The 22,150-nt window shown below is 55.6% G+C and carries 26 protein-coding genes; 14 read left to right on the top strand and 12 right to left on the bottom strand.

All coding sequences use genetic code 11. The annotated features are described in order from the left end of the window. Positions 1-70: 70 nt before the first annotated feature. From AC236I_RS04005 to AC236I_RS03985, 5 genes are read right to left on the bottom strand one after another with little or no spacing between them, the layout of a single operon-like run. On the bottom strand, positions 71-859 hold the full coding sequence (locus AC236I_RS04005) for an IclR family transcriptional regulator (protein ID WP_004867460.1): 789 nt from the start codon (positions 857-859) through the stop codon (positions 71-73). Between the two features lie 14 nt (positions 860-873). Continuing rightward, positions 874-1,623: an SDR family oxidoreductase gene (locus AC236I_RS04000; protein WP_015585758.1), complete on the bottom strand. Its 750-nt coding sequence runs from the start codon at positions 1,621-1,623 to the stop codon at positions 874-876. Next, a complete protein-coding gene (locus AC236I_RS03995) occupies positions 1,623-2,645 on the bottom strand; it encodes an aromatic ring-hydroxylating oxygenase subunit alpha (protein ID WP_004867464.1) in 1,023 nt (340 codons plus the stop codon). Before AC236I_RS03995 ends, AC236I_RS04000 begins: the two co-directional genes overlap by 1 nt. Before the next feature lie 10 nt (positions 2,646-2,655). Continuing rightward, complete coding sequence (locus AC236I_RS03990) at positions 2,656-2,964, bottom strand: recombinase-like helix-turn-helix domain-containing protein (RefSeq protein WP_004867467.1); 309 nt, start codon at positions 2,962-2,964, stop codon at positions 2,656-2,658. Beyond that, positions 2,961-3,284, bottom strand: a complete 324-nt coding sequence (locus AC236I_RS03985; RefSeq protein ID WP_004151769.1) for a Rieske (2Fe-2S) protein — start codon at positions 3,282-3,284, stop codon at positions 2,961-2,963. The genes AC236I_RS03990 and AC236I_RS03985 overlap by 4 nt, the downstream gene beginning before the upstream one ends. A gap of 429 nt (positions 3,285-3,713) precedes the next feature. Here AC236I_RS03985 and AC236I_RS03980 point away from each other — a divergent pair, with 429 nt between their 5' ends. Beyond that, positions 3,714-4,925 (top strand): MFS transporter, encoded by a 1,212-nt coding sequence (locus AC236I_RS03980; RefSeq protein ID WP_004867469.1) that lies wholly within the window; start codon positions 3,714-3,716, stop codon positions 4,923-4,925. Positions 4,926-4,928: 3 nt separating this feature from the next. Here the strand turns inward: AC236I_RS03980 and speB are convergent, their stop codons facing one another. From speB to AC236I_RS03955, 5 genes are all read right to left on the bottom strand, one after another. After that, positions 4,929-5,849 (bottom strand): agmatinase, encoded by a 921-nt coding sequence (speB, locus tag AC236I_RS03975; RefSeq protein ID WP_004867471.1) that lies wholly within the window; start codon positions 5,847-5,849, stop codon positions 4,929-4,931. Positions 5,850-6,094: 245 nt separating this feature from the next. Then, a complete protein-coding gene (speA, locus tag AC236I_RS03970; RefSeq protein WP_004867474.1) occupies positions 6,095-8,071 on the bottom strand; it encodes a biosynthetic arginine decarboxylase in 1,977 nt (658 codons plus the stop codon). Positions 8,072-8,079: 8 nt separating this feature from the next. Next, complete coding sequence (gene yqgB / locus AC236I_RS03965; protein ID WP_015585756.1) at positions 8,080-8,196, bottom strand: acid stress response protein YqgB; 117 nt, start codon at positions 8,194-8,196, stop codon at positions 8,080-8,082. A gap of 85 nt (positions 8,197-8,281) precedes the next feature. After that, on the bottom strand, positions 8,282-8,431 hold the full coding sequence (locus AC236I_RS03960; protein ID WP_418324751.1) for a hypothetical protein: 150 nt from the start codon (positions 8,429-8,431) through the stop codon (positions 8,282-8,284). 52 nt (positions 8,432-8,483) lie between these two features. After that, positions 8,484-8,759: a hypothetical protein gene (locus AC236I_RS03955; protein WP_015585755.1), complete on the bottom strand. Its 276-nt coding sequence runs from the start codon at positions 8,757-8,759 to the stop codon at positions 8,484-8,486. 137 nt (positions 8,760-8,896) lie between these two features. Between AC236I_RS03955 and metK the strand changes: the two genes are divergently transcribed. The 8 genes from metK (at position 8,897) to ruvX (ending at position 16,489) form a co-directional block, all read left to right on the top strand. Next, the gene (metK, locus tag AC236I_RS03950; protein ID WP_004867476.1) at positions 8,897-10,051 is read left to right on the top strand and encodes a methionine adenosyltransferase; all 1,155 of its coding nucleotides are present in this window, start codon (positions 8,897-8,899) and stop codon (positions 10,049-10,051) included. 403 nt (positions 10,052-10,454) lie between these two features. Beyond that, positions 10,455-11,849, top strand: a complete 1,395-nt coding sequence (locus AC236I_RS03945) for a sugar porter family MFS transporter (RefSeq protein ID WP_004867478.1) — start codon at positions 10,455-10,457, stop codon at positions 11,847-11,849. 79 nt (positions 11,850-11,928) lie between these two features. Continuing rightward, positions 11,929-12,429, top strand: a complete 501-nt coding sequence (locus AC236I_RS03940) for a SprT family zinc-dependent metalloprotease (protein WP_015585754.1) — start codon at positions 11,929-11,931, stop codon at positions 12,427-12,429. A gap of 94 nt (positions 12,430-12,523) precedes the next feature. Continuing rightward, positions 12,524-13,231: a deoxyribonuclease I gene (gene endA / locus AC236I_RS03935; RefSeq protein ID WP_004867482.1), complete on the top strand. Its 708-nt coding sequence runs from the start codon at positions 12,524-12,526 to the stop codon at positions 13,229-13,231. A gap of 86 nt (positions 13,232-13,317) precedes the next feature. After that, a complete protein-coding gene (gene rsmE, locus AC236I_RS03930; RefSeq protein WP_004867484.1) occupies positions 13,318-14,049 on the top strand; it encodes a 16S rRNA (uracil(1498)-N(3))-methyltransferase in 732 nt (243 codons plus the stop codon). A 20-nt stretch (positions 14,050-14,069) separates the two neighbouring features. Beyond that, on the top strand, positions 14,070-15,017 hold the full coding sequence (gene gshB, locus AC236I_RS03925) for a glutathione synthase (protein ID WP_004867487.1): 948 nt from the start codon (positions 14,070-14,072) through the stop codon (positions 15,015-15,017). Positions 15,018-15,509: 492 nt separating this feature from the next. Beyond that, a complete protein-coding gene (locus AC236I_RS03920; RefSeq protein ID WP_015585751.1) occupies positions 15,510-16,073 on the top strand; it encodes a YqgE/AlgH family protein in 564 nt (187 codons plus the stop codon). Beyond that, positions 16,073-16,489: a Holliday junction resolvase RuvX gene (gene ruvX / locus AC236I_RS03915; RefSeq protein WP_004867490.1), complete on the top strand. Its 417-nt coding sequence runs from the start codon at positions 16,073-16,075 to the stop codon at positions 16,487-16,489. The genes AC236I_RS03920 and ruvX overlap by 1 nt, the downstream gene beginning before the upstream one ends. Before the next feature lie 69 nt (positions 16,490-16,558). Here the strand turns inward: ruvX and AC236I_RS03910 are convergent, their stop codons facing one another. Both AC236I_RS03910 and AC236I_RS03905 read right to left on the bottom strand, forming a co-directional pair. After that, positions 16,559-17,212: a LuxR C-terminal-related transcriptional regulator gene (locus AC236I_RS03910; protein WP_015585750.1), complete on the bottom strand. Its 654-nt coding sequence runs from the start codon at positions 17,210-17,212 to the stop codon at positions 16,559-16,561. A 335-nt stretch (positions 17,213-17,547) separates the two neighbouring features. Beyond that, positions 17,548-18,528: a type IV pilus twitching motility protein PilT gene (locus AC236I_RS03905; RefSeq protein WP_048023397.1), complete on the bottom strand. Its 981-nt coding sequence runs from the start codon at positions 18,526-18,528 to the stop codon at positions 17,548-17,550. Positions 18,529-18,544: 16 nt separating this feature from the next. On the opposite strand from AC236I_RS03905, the gene AC236I_RS03900 reads away from it, so the two are divergent. From AC236I_RS03900 to hemW, 5 genes are read left to right on the top strand one after another with little or no spacing between them, the layout of a single operon-like run. Further along, the gene (locus tag AC236I_RS03900) at positions 18,545-19,249 is read left to right on the top strand and encodes a YggS family pyridoxal phosphate-dependent enzyme (protein ID WP_015585748.1); all 705 of its coding nucleotides are present in this window, start codon (positions 18,545-18,547) and stop codon (positions 19,247-19,249) included. 17 nt (positions 19,250-19,266) lie between these two features. Continuing rightward, positions 19,267-19,833 carry a YggT family protein gene (locus AC236I_RS03895; protein ID WP_015585747.1) on the top strand — a complete coding sequence of 189 codons (567 nt, stop codon included), beginning with the start codon at positions 19,267-19,269 and terminating at the stop codon, positions 19,831-19,833. After that, positions 19,830-20,120: a DUF167 family protein YggU gene (gene yggU / locus AC236I_RS03890; RefSeq protein WP_004867501.1), complete on the top strand. Its 291-nt coding sequence runs from the start codon at positions 19,830-19,832 to the stop codon at positions 20,118-20,120. Before AC236I_RS03895 ends, yggU begins: the two co-directional genes overlap by 4 nt. 12 nt (positions 20,121-20,132) lie before the next feature. After that, positions 20,133-20,726: an XTP/dITP diphosphatase gene (locus AC236I_RS03885; protein ID WP_048023395.1), complete on the top strand. Its 594-nt coding sequence runs from the start codon at positions 20,133-20,135 to the stop codon at positions 20,724-20,726. Continuing rightward, on the top strand, positions 20,719-21,858 hold the full coding sequence (gene hemW / locus AC236I_RS03880) for a radical SAM family heme chaperone HemW (RefSeq protein WP_004867507.1): 1,140 nt from the start codon (positions 20,719-20,721) through the stop codon (positions 21,856-21,858). The genes AC236I_RS03885 and hemW overlap by 8 nt, the downstream gene beginning before the upstream one ends. Positions 21,859-22,150 lie beyond the last annotated feature (292 nt).

The following is a 22,150-nucleotide window of genomic DNA, read 5'->3' as shown; positions in this document are numbered from 1 at the left end:
CGTTCTGTCGCCCTGATTTGGGCGTAAAACATCCCCGACGCACTCAAGCGCCTGATGTTAACTTATTGATTTAACTGGCTTGTGACAGGTAGCCTAAAAAGCCAGAAATTTTGTCCGCCGCCAGGCTGACGTCGCTTTGCAGCCGTTCCCGATCGCTTTGCGGGATCTCATCCGACGGCACCAGAATACTGACCACCGCCGCTACCCGACCGCTGCGATCGTAGACCGGGTAAACAATAGAGGAGATGCCGTGGCGGTAGAAAGATTCGCCAATCACATAGCCACGCGCTTTATCCTGCTGCACCATCTGCCATAGCGCTTCGCGATCGTGAAGTTGCCCCGGCGTATTGCCCGGCAGCCGCTCATCGGGAAACAGCTGCTCAAACTCGCCGCGCGAGACATCGGTCAGCAGCATGCGGCCCAGCGAGGTGCAGTGAACCGGCAGGCGGGTACCGATACTGACCTGATTGATCCGTGAGCCGGCGGCGCTGACGCGGGCGATGTAAATAATGTCCCGACCGTCGCGGATCGCCAGATGACTGCTGCACTGACTGGTATCACGCAGCTGCTCTATCACCGGCTGGCCGACCTGCGCCACATCCAGTGAAGCAATATATTCAAAACCCAGACGCAGGACATTCATCCCCAGCGAGAAGGTATTAGTACGCGCGTTGCGCTCGAGAAACCCCATATACTCCAGCGTTTGCACCACGCGATAGGCGGTCGCTTTCGGCATATCCACCAGCCGATGCAGCTCGGCAAAGGTCAGATCGCGATGTTGCTCGCCAAATGCCAGCAGCAGCTGCAGTCCCCGCTCCAGCCCCGGCACCAGGTATTTCACTTCCTGAACGTTTGCCATACCGCCTCGCCTCTTTAGTTAAAAACAAATCCGCCGTTGACCGGGATCAGCTGTCCGGTGATAAACCGCGACAGGTCGCTTAACAGCCACACCACGCTGCCGGTCACATCTTCCGGCTGCTGGGCGCCGCTCAGCGCGCGCCCGTTTTCGTACAGCTGATGGCGCTCGGCAGGGACATATTCCGTTGCCTCCACGCGGGTTAGCCCCGGCGCGATGGCGTTAATACGTATGCGCTTCTCGCCCAGTTCGCGGGCCATCGAGCGCGTCATGGCGATCACCGCCCCTTTGCTGGCAACGTAGGCCATCAGCCGGGGGGCGCCCCATAGCGCGGTGTCGGAGGCGACGTTGACGATCCCGGCCCCTTCGCGCAGCAGCGGTACCGCCGCCCGGGTCACCAGCCAGGTGCCTTTGACGTTTACCGACATCACCCGATCCCACAGATCCGGATCGTAGTCGATCATGTCTTTACCGCCGACGCCGGTGGCCATCGCCGCGTTATTGACCAGGCCGTCGATCTTTCCTCGTTCGCCGATCGCGAGGAACGCCCCCTCGATGGATGAAGCATCGGCCAGATCGATCGCCTGTGATTCAATGCGATAACCCTGCTCGCATAGACGATGAGCGCTCTCCGCCAGTTCGCCCTGCAGGATGTCGCACATCACGACGTCAGCGCCCTGCTCCGCGCAGGCTTTGGCAAAATGAAAGCCCAGACCGCGCGCCGCGCCGGTAATCACGATACGTTTGCCGGTTAACAGCCCGTTCATCAGGCCGCTCCCTGCTGCTCTTCGCGCGCGGCCAGCTGCTCTTTCGCCGCTTTTTGCATCATCCGCCGCAGACGGGAAAGGCCGACGTCATGCTGATACAGGTATTCGTGATCGCGGGCGTTCGGCGCCAGGCTTTCGAGCACCACGCGATCTTGCTCCAGCACTTCCCAGTGCAGTTTTTCCAGACGGTTGCGATACATAAAGCGCCACAGATCGCGCTGCCAGCCCTGCACGCCGCGAATACGCCAGAAGAAGACCCGGCAGTTGTCGTTATCTTCCGGCACCACCATGCCGACGATCCAGAAGTGGCCGCCCGGCCCAAAACGCTTTTTGTACGGGATTGACAAGCGCATCCAGTAAGCGCCGCTGTTGCCCAGTTCGACCCAGTCGAAGTTGACGCCGCTCTGGCCTTTCTTCTCAAAGATAAAGCCGGTTTTCGTTGGCTGCAGCACCATGTCAGCTTTACGGTCGCCTTCCGCCATTGAGTGCGAAGAGGAGTGCAGGTAGGTGCCGTGCATCGGGTCCATCACGTTTTCCAGCGCGTACTGATAGTTGCATTTCCACGCGGCGGTGCAGAGGAAGTTGCTGTATTTGTCGCTATCGGCCAGCTCTTCCGGGAAGGTGAGCGGCTCGGGCTGCTGGTCGGGGGTGGCCGCAAACCACAGGAATATCGCGCCATGCGCTTCCTGGACGTGGTAGCTGCGCACGCACTGCTGGCCCACCAGCGGACATTTGTCGACCGCCGGAACATCTTTAACTTCGCCATTCCCGGCCACTTCCACGCCGTGATACCAGCAGGCGATACGATCGCCGAGATTCCAGCCCATCGACAGACGGGCACCGCGGTGCGGGCAGCGGTCTTCCAGCGCCTGCAGCTCTCCGTCTTTGTTACGCCACACCACAATTTGTTCGCCGAGACGGGTAATACCCACCGGAGCGGACTGCACTTCCCAGCTCGCCAGAACCGGATACCACAGGCCACGTAAACCTTTATCGAGATAGTTTTGTACCGTTGTCGTCATCGCCGTGCCCTCAGTATCCGTTTACCTGCAAAAACACCCGAAAGCTCTCTTCGCTCCAGGCATCGCCTTGCCGATCGTGCATCTTCAGGGCATTCAGCCCGTCCACCAGCTGCGTCAGGCTCTCCGCCCCCTGTTCGAAAAGCGTTTCAAGGGTCGCGATAAGTTCCAGCTCCCAGCTTTCCGCAACGCGACTGCGGGTTTGCCAGATAAGGTTGTGATAATCGCCAGGCTTATGGATGTTGCCGTTCCCGCCTTCAGCAGGCGGCGTAAACTGGCGGCTTTCCGGCAGCGCCGGGTTAAAATCCAGGGATTCACTCATGCCACGTTCTCCTCGATAAAGGTAATCTGGATCTGATTGTCGTATACCCGCACCGGATAACGATTAAGGTTGCGCCCGCCGGGGCCATGCAGACACTGGCCGGTTTTAACGTCGAATACCGCTTCGTGCAGCGGACATTCCACTTTGCCGTCTTCGACAAATCCCTGGCTTAACAGCGCATAGGCATGTGGACACACGTCTTCCAGCGCGTAGTACTCGCCATCAATCAGATAAATACCGATTTCTTTACCGTCGATGTTGCCGCTATAAGGGAAATCTTCCTGTACTTGCTCTGCGTCACATACGCCTATCCAGCTCATCACGATCCTCCAGGCTTTTGTTTCATATATGAAACTCTGTTTCTTATTTAATACGGTCAATATAAAAGCGTTCAATCTTTCGTCAAGCGGCAATGTGAAGAATTTGTTAACCAAGCGCGGTTTAATTATCTAAGTGTGCAATTGATCACGAAAAAAAGTGGCAATATGAAATTGTGATATTTAAAGAGTGATATGGAATTAAATTAAGCGCTCGCTAAAAACCTCGTGAATAGCTATTGACTTTCTTTCTAAATAGTCATTAAAAATGATAAAAGCAGTGCGTAATCAAGTTTCACCCATGAAACACAAGTTTAAATTAATCATTTAAAACAATGAGTTTCACTGATGAACCATTTTACATGCGTGATTATCACTGCTATTTAAAAATAATAATAACGATCCATCAATGAGTGAGGAAGAAGAATAACGATGACCGCAAAATGGCAGGGAACAATCGCATTATTGCTACTTATAATTATTTCTTACATTGACCGGGTGAATATTTCGGTGATGATTCTTAACCCCGATTTTGCCAGCCACTTTCATTTAAATGAAAACAGAATGTTACAGGGAATGCTGATGACCTGTTTTCTTCTGGGTTATGGATTCTCGGCATTATTATTAACACCAGTTATAGAAAGTAAGCTGCATTATCGACAGGGATTGTTAAGCAGCGTGGTGATATGGGCGCTGATCTGCGCCATCTCGCCGCTGCTGGGCTCGCTGATGGGGATGCTGCTGGCGCGGATTATCCTCGGGATCGCGGAAGGTCCGCTGTTTTCCCTTAAAACGCGCTTTATTAGCGATAACTTCTCTGCCGAAGAGATCGGCAAGCCCAATGCCGTCACCGCCCTGGGGGTCTCTTTGGGGCTGGCGGTGGGCTTTCCGCTGGTCACTTTTTTAGTCGAGCACCAGGGGTGGATGGGATCGTTTTACAGCCTGGCGGGGCTCAACCTGGTCCTCGGCGGCGGAGCGATCTGGCGCTTCTTACCGGCGCCGGCAGCCCCGATGAACAGCGCCCGTCCCGGCTTCCGCCAGACCTTTCTGCTGGCCTGGCATACGCCGCTTCTCGGCTGGATCCTGCTGGTTGAGATTGCCACTCTCAGCTATCTGTGGGGCAGCAGCGCCTGGCTGCCGGCCTGGCTACGTGATGAGCACCACTTTTCGCTGCAGGCCACCGGTTTGCTGGCTGCGATCCCTTTCCTGCTCAGCCTCGGTTCGAAATTTCTCGGCGGCGTGCTGCTCGATAAGCTGCGCCCGGAGCAGGCGCCGCTGCTGTTTATCGTCGGCGGATTGCTGACCGCCTGTTCGGTTATAGCGCTGATGCTTAGCCAGCAGCCGGCCCTGCTGGCGCTGTTTATGCTGTCAGCCAATATCTTCTGGGGACTGCAGGGCGCGGCGATACCGGCGGTGGTGCAGCATCATGCGCCGCGCCAGGCGGTGGGCAGCGCCTACGGTATTATTAACGGCGTGGGTAACATCTGTGCGGCATTTATTCCGCTGCTGATGGGAATGGTGATGAGGTCGGCGGGATCGGTGAGTTCAGGATTTTCAGTACTGGTGGCCTCGCAGGCGATCACGCTGCTGGCCGGAGGAATGCTGCTGCTGCGCATGCGTCGCGCAGCAGCAGTGAGCGCGTAAGGTTTATTCGCCTTTTTTCGCCGCCTGGATGTAGAGCATTTCCAGTGCCAGGGTCGCCGCCGCCAGGGCGGTGATCTCGGACTGATCGTAGGCCGGCGCCACTTCCACCACGTCCATGCCGACGATGTTCAGATCCTTCAGGCCGCGCACCAGCTTGATCGCGCGATCGGAGGTCAGTCCGCCGATCACCGGCGTACCGGTTCCCGGTGCAAACGCCGGATCCAGCGCATCGATATCGAAGGTCAGATACACCGGCATATCGCCGACGATCTGTTTCACCTGAGCGATGATGTCATCCACGGAACGATCGTTCACCTGGCAGGCATCCAGTACGGTAAACCCGTTGTCTTTGTCGAACTCCGTACGAATACCGATCTGCACAGAGTGATTCGGATCGATCAGACCTTCTTTCGGCGCAGTGAAGAACATGGTGCCGTGGTCAAATTCGCAGCCGTTGGCGTAGGTATCGGTATGGGCATCAAAGTGCACCAGCGCCATTTTGCCAAAGTGCTTCGCATGAGCGCGCAACAGCGGCAGAGTGACGAAGTGGTCGCCGCCGAAGGAGAGCATACGCTTCCCGGCCGCCAGCAGTCTTTCCGCATGCGCCTGCAGTTTTTCGCTCATTTCGCGCGCGTCGCCAAAGGCGTAAACCAGGTCGCCGCAGTCGACAACGTTCAGCCGCTCGCGCATATCGAAGTTCCACGGGAAGCGGTTGCCTTCCCAGGCCAGGTTGGTGGAAACCTGACGAATCGCCGCCGGGCCGTGGCGCCCGCCCGCGCGACCGGAGGTTGCCGCATCAAAAGGAACGCCGGTGATCACCCAGTCGGCGTCGCTGTCATACGGCTGGAAGTTCAGCGGCAGACGCAAAAAACCAAACGCGTTAGAGACCAGGGAATTATCGTATTGATGACCTAAAGTGCTCATGGGTGTGACCTCTTTTTACAGGCGATATAGTTAAAAATGCACATAAAAAAACCCCTCCGCGTCGTTAGGCCCGACGAGGAAGGGTTTGAATAGGGTGACTGCTTGTTGGGCGAATTATCGCCGTTAATACGTACGGGTTCAAGAGAGTATAGCAAATACCGCCCCGTAGCTTGTTGCTGCCGGCCTGGTCTTATCCGCCCAGCGTCCGTAGGCCCGGTAAGCACAGCGCCACCGGGCAACAACGGTTACTCGTCTTCCAGATAAGTGTATCCGTACAGCCCCGCTTCGAACTCTTCGAGGAACTGCTGCTGCAGCGCTTCGTCGAGGCCGGAGTTTTTCACCTGATCGCGGAACTGGGTCAGCAGCGTGTTCGGATCGAGCTGCACATATTGCAGCATATCCGCCACGGTATCCCCTTCGTCGGAGAGCTCAACCTCAACGCTGCCGTCAGGGAAGACGAAGACGTCCACCGCTTCAGTATCGCCGAACAGGTTGTGCATGTTCCCGAGGATCTCCTGATAGGCGCCAACCATAAAGAAGCCCAGCATCGGCGGGTTTTCAGGATCGTATTCCGGCATCGGCATGGTGGTGGCAATCCCGTCGCCATCCACGTAGTGGTCAATCGCGCCATCGGAGTCGCAGGTAATATCCAGCAGCACCGCGCGGCGTTCAGGTACCATGTTCAGCCCTTCCAGCGGCATCACCGGGAACAGCTGATCGATACCCCACGCGTCCGGCATCGACTGGAACAGCGAGAAGTTGACGTAAATCTTATCCGCCATCCGCTCCTGCAGTTCGTCGATAATCGGACGATGCGCGCGGTTGCTCGGGTCGAGCTGTTTCTGGACTTCATGGCACATGTTCAGATACAGCTGTTCTGCCCAGGCGCGCTCCTGGAGATTGAAGGTACCGGACGAGTAGCCGATATGAATATCGTGGAGATCCATCTGGCTGTCGTGCAGCCATTCGCGCAGCGAGCGGCGATTGCCGGTCTCGTGCATCTCCTGCCAGGTTTCCCACATGCTCTGCAGCGGACGCGCTGCGTCTTGCGCAGGCGGGGTCGCTTCGGTGTATTCGTTGCGCTCAACGCCGATGATGTTGGAGACCAGCACGGTGTGGTGTGCGGTAACCGCGCGCCCGGATTCGGTAATCACCGTCGGGTGCGGCAGGCCGTTCTCTTCACAGGCATCGCCAATCGCCCAGATAATGTTGTTGGCGTACTCATTCAGGCCGTAGTTCACCGAACAGTCGGACTGTGAACGGGTACCTTCATAGTCCACGCCCAGACCGCCGCCAACATCGAAGCACTGAATATTAACGCCGAGCTTATGCAGCTCAACATAGAAGCGTGACGATTCACGCACGCCGGTGGCGATATCGCGAATGTTGGCCATCTGCGAGCCGAGGTGGAAGTGCAGCAGCTGCAGGCTTTCCAGATGCCCTGCCGCGCGCAGAATCTCAACCAACTGCAGAACCTGTGTTGCCGCCAGGCCGAACTTCGATTTTTCACCGCCGGAGGACTGCCATTTACCGGAGCCCTGCGAGGCCAGACGCGCACGCACGCCAAGGCGCGGAACGACATTCAGGCGCTCGGCCTCTTCCAGCACGATGGCGATTTCCGACATCTTTTCGATGACCAGATAGACCTTGTGGCCCATCTTTTCGCCGACCAGCGCCAGACGGATATACTCGCGGTCTTTGTAGCCGTTACAGACGATCACGCTGCGGGTCATACCGGCGTGCGCCAGTACCGCCATCAGCTCCGCCTTGGAGCCAGCTTCCAGACCCAGCGGTTCACCGGAATGGATCAACGACTCAATCACGCGGCGATGCTGGTTAACCTTGATCGGGTAAACCAGGAAGTAGTCGCCGTTATAGCCGTAGGACTCACGCGCGCGTTTAAACGCGGCGTTAATCGAACGCAGTCGGTGTTGCAGGATCTGCGGGAAGCAGAACAGTGCCGGCAGGCGCTGCCCCTGCGCTTCGCGTGCTTTCACTAATTCTGCAAGGTCAACGCGCGCTTCCGGGACGTCAGGATCCGGGCAAACGCTGATATGGCCCAGTTCGTTAACGTCGTAGTAGTTATTACCCCACCAGGCAATATTGTAAGTACGTAGCATTTTGCTGGCTTCCTGGGAGCTCATCGCAACCTCCTGCATGGAACGTAGTACGCCGTGTTCGCCTGCTGACGAAGGCGAAACTGAAGAAATGTCGTCAGACATAGCGAACCTCAAATTGTAATATTGACTACTATCGCAGTCCGAAGACGCGATAACAACCCATGAACAGTCCTAAACCCCAGCAGATAGTGCTGGCTTTGCGACTGCGCGACCGGTTTCTTATTCATATCATAGTAAAACACATACCCGAACGTAGTATGACAGTCCGGAGAAACCACGAGAAAACCCTTGCGACAGCAAGAGCGCCCTTGTTCAGTTTTCAGATAGCCTGCCGGCCCTGGAATCCTGAGAAGCGCCGAGACGGGTAGAACATCGGCTGATTTGCATGAAAGAGATGCAGATTGCGGGATAGCGACGCGCGACGGAACGACGCGACGAGTCGGATGAAAAACGTGGGTTCATTATCTGATATCACCTCCACACTGCCCCGATACGGGCCAGCGATAAGCCAAAGCTAGACATACCACAGCAGGTGCCAAAACACCGCGGCGGATTTCTGTAAAAACAGACTGCTTAACCCGGCTGGAAGTGGCGTCACGAGATGTGCTTCGTGCGCTTTTTTAATGAGCCGCGCGCGGCGTTTTATACCGATAAGCCGGCTAAAATGCAAAATAAAAATGGGCGAGTTGCCGCGAATGGCAGGAAAAATTGCCACCCTCTTTTTTTCATCAATGCGACCTGCATCAAAAAAGGCTGGAAATGGGATTAAGATTTGACCTAAAATAGCCATCCAGAAGTTAATCCGTCTATACTGATTAACACTCAGACTGCTCGTGTCACTACCTGCAAGTTTTGGTAGAATCATCTACCACAGCTAATCCACACAACAGTATGAGCTACACGAATACTCCACAGGTAAAATAAAACATGGCAAAACACCTCTTTACGTCCGAGTCCGTATCAGAAGGGCATCCAGACAAAATTGCTGACCAAATCTCCGACGCCGTGCTGGATGCGATCCTTGAACAGGATCCGAAAGCGCGTGTCGCGTGTGAAACTTATGTCAAAACTGGCATGGTGCTGGTCGGCGGTGAAATCACCACCAGCGCATGGGTTGATATCGAAGAGATTACCCGTAACACGGTTCGTGAAATTGGCTACGTGCATTCCGATATGGGCTTTGATGCCAACTCCTGTGCCGTACTGAGCGCCATCGGCAAACAGTCCCCGGATATCAATCAGGGCGTTGACCGCGCCGATCCGCTGGAACAAGGGGCGGGCGACCAGGGCCTGATGTTTGGCTATGCTACCAACGAAACCGACGTTCTGATGCCGGCACCGATCACCTATGCTCACCGTCTGGTGCAGCGTCAGGCTGAAGTGCGCAAAAACGGCACGCTGCCGTGGCTGCGTCCGGATGCGAAAAGCCAGGTGACCTTCCAGTATGACGACGGCAAAATCGTCGGTATCGATGCCGTGGTTCTGTCCACTCAGCACGCGGAAGACATCGATCAGAAATCCCTGCAGGAAGCAGTGATGGAAGAGATCATCAAGCCGGTTCTGCCGACTGAATGGCTGAACAGCGCGACCAAATTCTTCATCAACCCGACCGGTCGTTTTGTTATCGGCGGCCCGATGGGCGACTGCGGTCTGACCGGCCGTAAAATCATCGTGGATACCTACGGCGGCATGGCTCGCCACGGCGGCGGCGCGTTCTCCGGTAAAGATCCGTCTAAAGTTGACCGTTCTGCGGCCTATGCCGCACGCTATGTCGCGAAAAACATCGTGGCGGCTGGCCTGGCTGACCGTTGTGAGATTCAGGTCTCCTACGCTATCGGCGTGGCAGAACCGACCTCTATTATGGTGGAAACCTTCGGTACCGAAAAAGTGCCGTCCGAGCAGCTGACTCTGCTGGTGCGTGAATTCTTCGACCTGCGTCCTTACGGCCTGATCCAGATGCTGGATCTGCTGCACCCGATCTACAAAGAGACGGCGGCATACGGTCACTTTGGTCGTGAACATTTCCCGTGGGAAAAAACCGACAAAGCCGCTCTGCTGCGTGAAGCTGCCGGCCTGAAATAAGCGCGCGCTTTACCGTTTCAAAGGCCAGCTTCGCGCTGGCCTTTTTGTTTTCCCCCCTTCGACACTTCTCCCCTGACGCCCCCGCACTGCCGCATTGCCGCCGAGCCTTTTCAACAATTAATGAAAGCGATTACATTAGAGCCATAGCCACAAATCATGCATGATGATGCGTTAGTGAAACAGTTTTTCACCATGTTGCATTATGTTTCAGGCTTATCTGATTATCGCTTTCCTCAGGTAAATTTATAATCATTTATCTATTTGAAATTAATGAATTTTAATAGATTACGTTTCTTTACTTTGGTGTAACCGATTACACAGCCGTGACTGATATCACGTTTTTTTGCGATAGACTCCCCTACCCTAAGCATCGACAGAATCAATAACTCAACTGGAGGGCGTTATGCCTGACAACAAAAAACAAGGGCGCTCGAACAAAACGATGACGTTCTTTGTCTGTTTCCTCGCCGCGCTGGCAGGCCTGCTTTTCGGCCTTGATATCGGTGTTATTGCGGGTGCCTTACCCTTTATTGCCAACGAGTTCCAGATTAGCGCTCACACTCAGGAGTGGGTGGTAAGCTCCATGATGTTCGGCGCTGCGGTCGGCGCCGTCGGCAGCGGCTGGCTCTCCTTCCGTCTCGGGCGGAAAAAGAGCCTGATGATCGGCGCGATCCTGTTCGTCGCCGGTTCACTGTTCTCCGCTGCCGCCCCGAACGTTGAAGTGCTGCTCGTCTCCCGCGTGCTGCTCGGCCTGGCCGTTGGCGTCGCCTCGTATACTGCCCCGCTGTACCTGTCGGAAATTGCGCCAGAAAAAATCCGCGGCAGTATGATCTCCATGTACCAGCTGATGATCACCATCGGGATCCTCGGCGCCTATCTGTCGGACACCGCCTTCAGCTACAGCGGCGCATGGCGCTGGATGCTGGGCGTGATTATCATCCCGGCGATTCTGCTGCTGATTGGCGTTATCTTTCTGCCGGACAGCCCGCGCTGGTTTGCAGCCAAACGCCGCTTTGTTGATGCGGAACGCGTGCTGATGCGCCTGCGTGATACCAGCGCCGAAGCCAAACGCGAGCTGGATGAAATCCGTGAAAGCCTGAAGATCAAGCAGTCTGGCTGGGAGCTGTTTAAAGAGAACAGCAACTTCCGCCGTGCCGTATTCCTCGGCATCCTGCTGCAGGTGATGCAACAGTTCACCGGGATGAACGTCATCATGTATTACGCGCCGAAGATTTTTGAACTGGCGGGTTATACCAACACCACCGAACAGATGTGGGGGACCGTCATCGTCGGTCTGACCAACGTGCTGGCGACCTTCATCGCTATCGGCCTGGTTGACCGTTGGGGCCGTAAACCGACGCTAATCCTCGGCTTTATCGTCATGGCCGCCGGTATGGGCGTGCTGGGCGCCATGATGCACATGGGTATTCACTCAGCCGCCGCCCAGTACTTCGCTGTGCTGATGCTGCTGATGTTTATCGTTGGCTTCGCCATGAGCGCCGGCCCGCTGATCTGGGTCCTGTGCTCCGAAATTCAGCCGCTCAAAGGCCGCGATTTCGGCATCACCTGCTCTACGGCAACCAACTGGATTGCCAATATGATCGTCGGCGCCACCTTCCTGACCATGCTTAACTCGCTGGGCAGCGCGAACACCTTCTGGGTCTACGGCGGTCTGAACGTCCTGTTCATTCTGCTGACGCTGTGGCTTATCCCGGAAACCAAAAACGTTTCTCTGGAACACATCGAACGTAACCTGATGAAAGGCCGCCCGCTGCGCGAAATCGGCGCTCGCGACTGACCGTTAACGCTTCCTCCCCCGGCGGGAGGAAGCGTCTGCCTCTTGCTCTCCCCTTCACGGCGCACTATCCTCTGGCGCTATGAAAACGCCCCGAATTCCCATCGCCATTCAGCAGGCCGTTATGCGCAGCCTGCGGGAAAAGCTCGCCCAGGCAAACCTCAAGCTTGGCCGTCAGTACCCGGAACCAAGTCTGGTCTATCAGCAGCGCGGCACCTCTGCCGGTACCGCCTGGCTGGAAAAGAACGAAATTCGCCTCAACCCGGTACTGCTGCTGGAAAACCAGCAGGCCTTTATCGATGAGGTCGTCCCGCATGAACTGGCGCATCTGCTGGTCTGGAAACACTTCGGCCGCGTGGCGCCGCACGGCAAAGAGTGGAAATGGATGATGGAAAGCGTGCTCGGTGTCGCCGCCCGCCGCACCCATCGTTTTGAACTCGACTCCGTTCGCCAGAACACCTTCCCCTACCGCTGCCAGTGCCAGCAACATCAGCTTACCGTCCGTCGCCACAACCGCGTGGTTCGGGGAGAAGCCACCTACCGCTGCATTCGCTGCGGCGATCTGCTGGTCGCTGAAGAGTAAATATCGGCTACAACTGGAAATTTTCTGATCTGACTGATTGCATCTGACAATCGCATTCGCTACGTTGCGGGCTCGTTTTGACACGGAGTTCACGATGTCCCGTATTTATGTTTTTGCCGCGGCGTTTCTGACTGCCGCCTGTAGCGGCCAGGTCGCGGCCGAAGGAATCAACAGTTTCTCCCAGGCGAAAGCCGCCGGGGTTAAGGTCAATGCCGATGTCCCCGGCGATTTCTACTGCGGCTGTAAAATTGACTGGCAGGGGAAAAAAGGGGTTATCGATCTGGAGTCCTGCGGTTATAAAGTGCGTAAAAATGAAAACCGCGCCAGTCGGGTCGAGTGGGAGCACGTCGTTCCGGCCTGGCAGTTTGGCCACCAGCGCCAGTGCTGGCAGGACGGCGGGCGGAAAAACTGCGCCAAAGATCCGGTCTATCGCAAGATGGAAAGCGATATGCACAACCTGCAGCCGGCCGTGGGCGAAGTTAACGGCGACCGCGCCAACTTTATGTATAGCCAGTGGAACGGCGGCGAAGGCCAGTACGGCCAATGCGCCATGAAGGTCGATTTTAAGGATAAGGTTGCCGAGCCGCCCGCCCGCGCCCGCGGTTCTATCGCCCGTACCTACTTCTATATGCGCGATACTTATCAGCTGACCCTCTCCCGCCAGCAAACCCAGCTTTTTACTGCCTGGGATAAGATGTATCCGGTCACCTCCTGGGAGTGCGAACGCGACGAGCGTATCGCTAAAGTACAGGGCAACCACAATCCGTACGTCCAGCAAGCTTGCCAGGCGCAAAAGAGCTAACCTACACTAGCGGCAATTGTTAATTTGCAGGCGCCGCTTCCCCGCCAGGGAAAAACGGCACCTGCGCGAAGAACGGAATACCCAGCATGCGCATCCCTCGCATCCACCACCCGGAACCTGTTACCGTGGGCAGTCAAATCGCCCTCTCTGACGATGCCGCCAATCACGTTGGCCGCGTATTACGTATGGGCAAAGGCCAGGCAATCCAGCTTTTTGACGGCAGTAATCAGGTTTTCGAGGCGGTGATCGCCGAAGCCGGAAAGAAAAACGTGTTAGTTGACGTGATTGGCAGCGAAACAGACGATCGCGAATCCCCTCTGCATATTCACCTGGGCCAGGTGATGTCGCGCGGCGAAAAGATGGAATTCACCATCCAGAAATCGATTGAACTTGGTGTAAGCCTCATAACGCCACTGTTTTCCGAGCGCTGCGGCGTTAAACTGGATGCCGAACGTTTGCAGAAAAAGATCCAGCAGTGGCAAAAAATCGCCATCGCTGCCTGCGAGCAGAGCGGCCGCAACGTGGTGCCGGAGATTCGCCCGGCGATGCAGCTGGAGGCCTGGTGCGCTGAGCAGGATAATGGCCTGAAGCTCAATCTGCACCCGCGCGCCAGCGCCAGTATCAACACGCTGCCGTTGCCGGTTGAACGCGTTCGTTTGCTGATTGGCCCGGAAGGCGGCCTGTCAGCGGAAGAGATAGCGATGACCGCTCGCTACCAGTTTACTGATATTCTGTTGGGACCGCGCGTTCTGCGTACAGAGACAACTGCGCTCACTGCCATTACCGCGCTGCAGGTGCGTTTTGGCGACTTAGGTTGAAGCGTTAACGGAGAATAACAATGATCAAGCTCGGCATCGTGATGGACCCCATCGCAACCATCAACATCAAGAAAGACACCAGCTTCGCTATGTTGCTGGAAGCGCAGCGTCGCGGCTATGAACTCCATTATATGGAGATGAACGACCTGTACTTAATCAACGGGGAAGCCCGCGCCCGCACGCGCAAGCTCAGCGTGGAGCAGAATTACGATAAGTGGTATGAGTTTACCGCTGAGCAGGATCTGCCGCTGGCGGATCTCGACGTCATTCTGATGCGTAAAGATCCGCCGTTCGATACCGAGTTTATTTACGCGACCTATATTCTTGAACGTGCTGAAGATAAAGGCACGCTGATCGTCAATAAGCCGCAGAGCCTGCGCGACTGTAACGAGAAGCTGTTTACCGCCTGGTTTGCCGACCTGACTCCGGAAACGCTGGTGACCCGCAATAAGGCCCAGCTGAAAGCCTTCTGGGAAAAACACGGCGACATTATTCTGAAACCGCTGGACGGCATGGGCGGTACCTCTATTTTTCGCGTGAAAGAGGGCGATCCGAACCTGCCGGTAATTGCGGAAACCCTGACCGAGCTGGGCAGCCGTTACTGCATGGCGCAGAACTACCTGCCGGCCATTAAAGATGGCGATAAGCGCGTGCTGGTTGTCGACGGTGAGCCGGTGCCTTATTGCCTGGCGCGTATCCCACAGGGTGGCGAAACCCGCGGTAATCTTGCTGCCGGTGGCCGCGGCGAAGCCCGTCCGCTGAGCGATAGCGACTGGGCCATTGCGCGGCGCGTCGGGCCAACGCTGAAAGCCAAAGGGCTGATCTTTGTCGGTCTGGATATCATCGGCGATCGTCTGACGGAAATTAACGTCACCAGCCCAACCTGCGTGCGTGAAATTGAAGCCGCGTTCCCGATCTCCATCACCGGTATGCTGATGGATGCTATCGAGAAGCGCCTCGGAAAATAGGATCTCTCAGGCTAACAGCCCCGTATTGTTAGTCTGCAAGATCTGCTGATGCAACGAAATATTTCGGGCTACAGGCAGGCGATGACGCAGCGAGTGCCCGGGAGCATAGTCCACTCTGTGACCGGGTTGAGCGAGGAAATCAACGCCCCTGTCGCCTGAAAGATACGCCGCGAGATTCAACGAAAGATTTCGGGCTACAGGCAGGCGATGACGCAGCGAGTACCCGGGAGCATAATCCACTATGTGACCGGGTTGAGCGAGGAAATCAACGCCCCTGTCACCTGAAAGATACGCCGCGAGATTCAACGAAAGATTTCGGGCTACAGGCAGGCGATGACGCAGCGAGTACCCGGGAGCATAGTCCACTATGTGACCGGGTTGAGCGAGGAAATCAACGCCCCTGTCGCCTGAAAGATAAAGTTGAATCGACAGGTCCTTGCTTTACCCGCATACTGGGTGCTGCTTTTTGAACCAGGAACAGAACCTCTGACAATGAATTTACAGCATCACTTTCTGATTGCCATGCCTGCTCTTCAGGATCCGATATTCCGCCGCTCCGTGGTCTATATCTGCGAATACAACGACGATGGCGCCATGGGCATTATCATCAATAAGCCGCTGGAAAACTTGCAGATTGACGGAATTCTGGAAAAGTTAAACATTGTCGCTGAACCGCGCAATCCGGAGATTCGTCTGGATAAGCCGGTGATGCTCGGCGGGCCGCTGGCGGAAGATCGCGGTTTTATTCTGCACTCACCGCCTTCTGATTTTTCCTCCAGCATTCGCATCTCCGATAACACGGTGATCACCACTTCCCGCGACGTACTCGAAACGCTCGGCACGGACAAGCAGCCGGCTAACGTCCTGGTCGCGCTGGGCTATTCCTCCTGGGAAAAGGGTCAGCTGGAGCAGGAAATCCTTGATAACGCCTGGCTGACGGCCCCGGCGGATCAGAATATTTTGTTTAAAACGCCTATTGCCGATCGTTGGCGCGAGGCGGCGAAACTGATCGGTATCGACATTGTGACGATGCCCGGCATAGCGGGGCATGCATAATGAGCGGAACGCTGCTGGGTTTTGATTTCGGTACCAAAAGTATCGGCGTTGCGGTCGGTCAACGCATCACCGGTACCGCACGCCCGCTTCCTGCGCTGAAGGCACAGGATGGTAAACCGGACTGGAACGTTATCGAAAAACTGCTTAAAGAGTGGCAACCAGAGGCGGTCATCGTCGGCCTGCCGCTGAATATGGACGGAACTGAGCAACCGCTCACCGCGCGCGCACGTAACTTCGCCAATAAAATTCACGGCCGCTTTGGGGTGAAAATCACTCTGCACGACGAGCGTTTGAGCACGGTAGAAGCTCGTGCCGGACTATTTGAGCACGGTGGATTCCGCGCCCTGAACAAAGGCAGCATTGATTCTGCCTCCGCGGTGATTATTCTGGAAAGCTACTTCGAGCAGGGCTTCTGATCCCGAAGCCATAATGATGGCGCCCTCTTCTGCAAAGTGGCGCCATTGTTCTTTCGCCTGTCTTAATGCCTAGTGGCGTAAATGTTCATTCGCCCAGCTGACTGCCTGGGTGCGGTTTTTTACGCTCAGCTTACGGAAAACATTGTACAGATGTGTACGTACCGTGTTTTCACTGATAAACAGCGCGCGAGCAATATCCATGTTGGTTGCGCCGCAGCGTAATTCATTGAGAATTTCACATTCACGCTCGGTGAGCGGCGAACTCTCCGCCGGGATCGATGTATGATCCGCGGCATACATCGCCGGGTGCATCACGCTCAATTCAGCCGTCTGTTCGCCATTAAGTACGGCCTTAACGCCCTCAATTAAGCGCGATTCATCATCGTCATGGCGGAAAACGCCATACAGCGCAGGCCACTGCGCCATTTCATAAAGCTCATATTTTTGGGCGCTGTTGATAATCAGCAGCCGCGGATTTTCCGCATAAGATTGAATAACATCTCGCCATACCCCGTTGAGCTTTTTATTCGATACGGCGATATCGAATAATATTACCGATTCTTTCGGAAGATGCTGAGTTAGCGGTTTGTTAATATTATGAAGTGTCACCATAACCGACAATGTATCGGTCAGGTAAGTGGCAAACGCCTTACTCTGAATTGACGGGTGAGTAATAAAAACAACCTGACGAGAAAAAGATAAATTATCTGAAAAATTAATCACTTAAAACTCTCCTTAGCAAACACCCACCATCATGGTGGTTAAATGAATTAAACCTAAAATTACAAAAAATTAATAAATTTACATTTTAAAACACTATTTCACAGGAAACATCCTATTTCCATGAACAGCATAAGTCGAACATGCGAAAAGTGTCAAAAGATAATCTTATTTTTTTCTTTGTTCTGCGAGTAAAATGCCATTCGCTATTTCACTGAGGTCGTTAATTTGACGTAGTCATTTATGACTGAATTATATTCAGCCATAATAACCACAAACATTAATAAAACATTACGATAACAACACACTGGCATGACAACTGAATATTAAAACAGCGCTTATAACAGGCCCGCTGCCACACGTTGTTGAAAACTTTGCGTAAAAGTCAGCATTCCGGCTTGTTGACCGGTTTGCATAATCCCCGGCAATTGATGAGTTTTCCCCTCGCGGATCAAATTCGCTACCGCTGGGGTATTCACCAAAAGCTCATATAGCGCAACTCTTCCCTCTGACGCTGTCGGCAATAATTTTTGTGCCAGCACCGCACATAAACTTCCCGCTAGCTGGCTGCGTATTTGTTCTTTTTCCTGCGCGGGGAAGACATCCACCAGACGCTCAATCGCCTGTGCCGCACCTCGGGTATGCAGCGTGGCCATCACCAGATGTCCGGTCTCCGCGGCGGTCAGCGCCAGGCGGATCGTTTCGTTGTCGCGCAGCTCACCCAACAGAATCACATCGGGATCCTGGCGCAGCGCCCCCTTCAGCGCCGAGGAAAAAGAGGGGCAGTCACGTCCGATTTCACGTTGTTGAATCAGGCATCGCTCGCTGTGATGGACAAACTCCACCGGATCTTCCAGCGTCAGAATATGCCCTTCACGCTGCTGGTTGAGATGGTTGACCATCGCCGCGAGGGTGGTCGACTTACCGCTGCCGGTGGCGCCGGTCACCAGAATCAAACCGCTTTCTTCATTCAGCAGTTCCGTCAGCGCCGCCGGTACACGCAGCGCCTCAATCCGGGGGCAGCTTTCCGGCAACAGACGTAGCGCTAATGAAATACCCCGGGCGTGAGAAAATGCGCTGGCGCGAAGGCGCGGGACGCCGACGGGGGCTAAAGCAAAATCCACCTGTCCGTTGGCCCGCCAGTGCGCGCGCTGTTTCTCATCGAGCCACCTGTCAAGCCATTTCACAATATCCGGCGTGTGAAATGGCGCCGGCTCAAGCTTTCCCTGCCGACGCCAGCGCGCTGCCGAGGTATTGCACAGGTGTAGATCGGAGACATTATGCTTTACACTAAGGGCCACGATTTCTTCCAGCTCCATAACACATCCTCGGAATATGAACGATATTGCGCATAACCTGGCACAGGTCCGGGACAAAATCTCAGACGCTGCCGCACGCTGCGGCCGCGCTCCAGAAGAAATTACATTGCTTGCAGTGAGTAAAACTAAACCTGCGAGTGCCATTGAAGAAGCGATAGCCGCAGGCCAGGTGGCCTTTGGCGAAAACTACGTCCAGGAAGGGGTGGAAAAAATCCGCTACTTCCAGGAAGCAGGCGCCTCTTCGCTGCAGTGGCACTTTATCGGGCCGCTGCAGTCCAACAAAAGTCGTCTGGTGGCGGAACACTTTGACTGGTGCCACACCGTCGATCGTCTGAAAATCGCCACGCGGCTTAGCGAGCAGCGCCCTTCGCACCTTCCGCCGCTTAATGTCTTGATTCAAATAAACATTAGTGACGAACAGAGCAAGTCGGGCATTCTGCTTGATGCGCTGGATGGACTGGCAGCGGAGATTGCCGCCCTGCCCAACCTGCGTCTACGCGGGTTAATGGCAATTCCGGCACCTGAGTCAGAATATGTAAGGCAGTTTGCCGTGGCCCAACAAATGGCGGTAGCATTTGCGCGATTGAAAACGCAATACCCTACGGTCGATACGTTGTCTTTGGGCATGTCGGATGATATGGAAGCCGCAATCGCGGCGGGAAGCACGATGGTGCGCATCGGTACCGCAATTTTCGGTGCGCGCGACTACAGCAAAAATTAAGGAATCTGAGGAACGCCATGAAGACGTTGACTTTCCTGCTGGCAACGGTCATTGAACTCTACACCATGATCATGTTGCTACGCGTCTGGATGCAGTGGGCACGCTGCGATTTTTACAACCCGTTTTCGCAGTTTGTCGTTAAGGTCACCCAGCCTGTCGTCGGGCCGCTGCGACGCATTATCCCGGCCATGGGCCCCATCGACAGCTCCTCGCTGCTGATCGCCTTTATTCTCTGCGTTGTGAAAGCCATCGTGCTGTTTATGGTGGTCACCTTCCAGCCAATTATCTGGATCTCCGCGCTGCTGATTCTGATTAAGACCGTCGGCCTGCTGATATTCTGGGTACTGCTGCTGATGGCGATCATGAGCTGGGTAAGCCAGGGCCGTAGTCCGGTGGAGTTCGTTCTGATGCAGCTGGCCGACCCGCTGCTGCGCCCTATCCGCAAAATGCTGCCGTCAATGGGCGGTATCGACTTTTCGCCGATGGTGCTGGTGCTGCTGCTGTACGTGGTCAATATGGGCATCGCCGAACTGCTGCAGGCGACGGGTAACGTTCTGCTTCCGGGGCTGTGGATGGCGCTATGAGTGCCGTCGAAGTCTGCGCTGACGGGCTGGTGTTGCGGCTGTATATTCAGCCCAAGGCCAGCCGTGATAGCATCGTTGGTTTACATGGCGACGAACTGAAAGTCGCCATTACCGCTCCCCCCGTAGATGGCCAGGCTAACGCCCATCTGGTTAAATTCCTCGCCAAACAGTTTCGTGTCGCGAAAAGCCAGGTTCTGCTTGAAAAAGGGGAGCTTGGTCGCCACAAACAGATAAAAATCATCAACCCGCAACAGATCCCGACTGCGGTCGCGGCACTGACAAAATAGACAGGATTAATGATGCAAAAAGTTGTTCTCGCCACCGGTAACGCCGGGAAGGTTCGCGAGCTGGCCTCGCTGCTGGAAGATTTTGGACTGGATATCGTTGCTCAAACCGAGCTGGGCGTAGATTCCGCCGAGGAAACCGGACTGACCTTTATCGAAAATGCGATTCTGAAAGCCCGCCATGCCGCACAGATAACCGGCTTACCGGCGATTGCCGACGATTCCGGTATTGCGGTAGACGCGCTGGGCGGCGCGCCGGGAATCTATTCAGCGCGTTACTCCGGAGAAGACGCTACCGACCAGCAGAACCTGGAAAAACTGCTCGCTGCCCTGAAGGACGTCCCGGACGACCAGCGTCAGGCACAATTCCACTGCGTGCTGGTCTATCTGCGACATGCGGCCGACCCGACGCCGGTTGTTTGTCACGGCAGCTGGCCTGGGGTCATTACCCGGCAGGCGGCGGGCAGCGGTGGCTTCGGCTATGACCCGATCTTCTTTGTTCCGACCGAGGGCAAGACCGCGGCGGAACTCAGCCGTGAAGAAAAAAGCGCGATTTCCCATCGCGGGCGCGCGTTGAAACTGTTACTGGAAGCGTTACGTAATGGCTAATTTGCCGCCTCTGAGCCTGTATATTCATATCCCATGGTGTGTGCAGAAATGTCCGTACTGCGACTTCAACTCGCATGCGCTAAAGGGCGAGGTGCCGCACGATGATTATGTGCAGCATCTGCTGACCGACCTGCGGGCCGATGCAGCCTATGCCCAGGGACGTGAAATCGGCACGATTTTCATTGGCGGGGGGACGCCGAGCCTGCTCTCCGGGCCGGCCATGCAAACTCTGCTCGACGGCGTGCGCGACTGCCTGCCGCTGGCCGCGGGTGCGGAGATCACCATGGAAGCCAACCCAGGCACCGTGGAAGCCGATCGCTTCGTGGAGTACCAGCGTGCAGGCGTGAACCGTATCTCCATCGGCGTGCAAAGCTTTAGCGAACCTAAACTGCAGCGCCTGGGCCGTATTCACGGCCCCGCAGAGGCGAAACGGGCGGCGCACCTGGCCAGCGGTCTCGGGCTACGCAGCTTCAATCTTGACCTGATGCACGGCCTGCCGGATCAGTCGCTGGAAGAGGCGCTGGACGATCTGCGTCAGGCCATCGACCTTAATCCGCCGCATCTCTCCTGGTATCAACTGACCATTGAGCCAAATACCCTGTTTGGCTCCCGTCCGCCGGTGCTGCCGGATGACGACGCCCTGTGGGATATCTTTGAGCAGGGACATCGTCTGCTCACGGCGGCAGGTTATCAGCAGTATGAGACCTCGGCCTATGCCAAACCGGGTTATCAGTGTCAGCACAACCTGAACTACTGGCGCTTTGGCGACTACCTTGGCATCGGCTGCGGCGCGCACGGGAAAATCACCTTCCCGGACGGGCGCATTCTGCGTACGGCAAAAACGCGCCATCCGCGGGGCTACATGGAAGGCCGCTACCTCGAACGCCAGCATGACGTGGCAGCCGCCGACAAACCCTTCGAGTTCTTTATGAACCGCTTCCGTCTGCTGGAGGCGGCACCGCGCAGTGAATTCAGCCGCTACACCGGTCTGGAAGAACGCGTGATCCGGCCGCAAATTGATGCCGCCATCGCCCAGGGCTACCTGGCTGAAGATGAGCACTGCTGGCAGATAACCGAGCACGGTAAGCTGTTTTTAAACTCGCTGCTGGAGCTGTTTCTCAGCGAAGAGTAATCCCCCCGGGCGGTCCTTGACCGCCCGTTGTTGTTCTTTTCTCCCTCACTTCTCCGTCCGTTTTTTGTTCCCGAGTCGGTCAAATTACCCGATCACTTTTTATGCAATTCTTTGCAGCCAATCACAAATCCGCATCGACTTTTTTCCATTTCTTGACTCCGTTTTAGTGCGGTGGTAATCCTGCTTCATCGGTTGAGCAAATGTAAAACCGAAGTATCCTACATGTGAATTATTGGTAACTCTTATTAAAAAAGTCTTTATGACGTCGGCTCAGGCTGGCGGGCTCAAGCAC

It is taken from the genome of Klebsiella sp. Sb-30, from assembly GCF_057652795.1.
Note: the sequence above shows the minus strand (reverse complement) of the source record. Positions and strands in the feature narration are given on the sequence as shown.

Coding starts and splice junctions, on each gene's coding strand:
- AC236I_RS04005 (WP_004867460.1), bottom strand. CDS start 859: ATGGCAAACGTTCAGGAAGTGAAATACCTGGTGCCGGGGCTGGAGCGG.
- AC236I_RS04000 (WP_015585758.1), bottom strand. CDS start 1,623: ATGAACGGGCTGTTAACCGGCAAACGTATCGTGATTACCGGCGCGGCG.
- AC236I_RS03995 (WP_004867464.1), bottom strand. CDS start 2,645: ATGACGACAACGGTACAAAACTATCTCGATAAAGGTTTACGTGGCCTG.
- AC236I_RS03990 (WP_004867467.1), bottom strand. CDS start 2,964: ATGAGTGAATCCCTGGATTTTAACCCGGCGCTGCCGGAAAGCCGCCAG.
- AC236I_RS03985 (WP_004151769.1), bottom strand. CDS start 3,284: ATGAGCTGGATAGGCGTATGTGACGCAGAGCAAGTACAGGAAGATTTC.
- AC236I_RS03980 (WP_004867469.1), top strand. CDS start 3,714: ATGACCGCAAAATGGCAGGGAACAATCGCATTATTGCTACTTATAATT.
- speB (WP_004867471.1), bottom strand. CDS start 5,849: ATGAGCACTTTAGGTCATCAATACGATAATTCCCTGGTCTCTAACGCG.
- speA (WP_004867474.1), bottom strand. CDS start 8,071: ATGTCTGACGACATTTCTTCAGTTTCGCCTTCGTCAGCAGGCGAACAC.
- yqgB (WP_015585756.1), bottom strand. CDS start 8,196: ATGAATAAGAAACCGGTCGCGCAGTCGCAAAGCCAGCACTATCTGCTG.
- AC236I_RS03960 (WP_418324751.1), bottom strand. CDS start 8,431: ATGAACCCACGTTTTTCATCCGACTCGTCGCGTCGTTCCGTCGCGCGT.
- AC236I_RS03955 (WP_015585755.1), bottom strand. CDS start 8,759: ATGGCTATTTTAGGTCAAATCTTAATCCCATTTCCAGCCTTTTTTGAT.
- metK (WP_004867476.1), top strand. CDS start 8,897: ATGGCAAAACACCTCTTTACGTCCGAGTCCGTATCAGAAGGGCATCCA.
- AC236I_RS03945 (WP_004867478.1), top strand. CDS start 10,455: ATGCCTGACAACAAAAAACAAGGGCGCTCGAACAAAACGATGACGTTC.
- AC236I_RS03940 (WP_015585754.1), top strand. CDS start 11,929: ATGAAAACGCCCCGAATTCCCATCGCCATTCAGCAGGCCGTTATGCGC.
- endA (WP_004867482.1), top strand. CDS start 12,524: ATGTCCCGTATTTATGTTTTTGCCGCGGCGTTTCTGACTGCCGCCTGT.
- rsmE (WP_004867484.1), top strand. CDS start 13,318: ATGCGCATCCCTCGCATCCACCACCCGGAACCTGTTACCGTGGGCAGT.
- gshB (WP_004867487.1), top strand. CDS start 14,070: ATGATCAAGCTCGGCATCGTGATGGACCCCATCGCAACCATCAACATC.
- AC236I_RS03920 (WP_015585751.1), top strand. CDS start 15,510: ATGAATTTACAGCATCACTTTCTGATTGCCATGCCTGCTCTTCAGGAT.
- ruvX (WP_004867490.1), top strand. CDS start 16,073: ATGAGCGGAACGCTGCTGGGTTTTGATTTCGGTACCAAAAGTATCGGC.
- AC236I_RS03905 (WP_048023397.1), bottom strand. CDS start 18,528: ATGGAGCTGGAAGAAATCGTGGCCCTTAGTGTAAAGCATAATGTCTCC.
- AC236I_RS03900 (WP_015585748.1), top strand. CDS start 18,545: ATGAACGATATTGCGCATAACCTGGCACAGGTCCGGGACAAAATCTCA.
- AC236I_RS03895 (WP_015585747.1), top strand. CDS start 19,267: ATGAAGACGTTGACTTTCCTGCTGGCAACGGTCATTGAACTCTACACC.
- yggU (WP_004867501.1), top strand. CDS start 19,830: ATGAGTGCCGTCGAAGTCTGCGCTGACGGGCTGGTGTTGCGGCTGTAT.
- AC236I_RS03885 (WP_048023395.1), top strand. CDS start 20,133: ATGCAAAAAGTTGTTCTCGCCACCGGTAACGCCGGGAAGGTTCGCGAG.
- hemW (WP_004867507.1), top strand. CDS start 20,719: ATGGCTAATTTGCCGCCTCTGAGCCTGTATATTCATATCCCATGGTGT.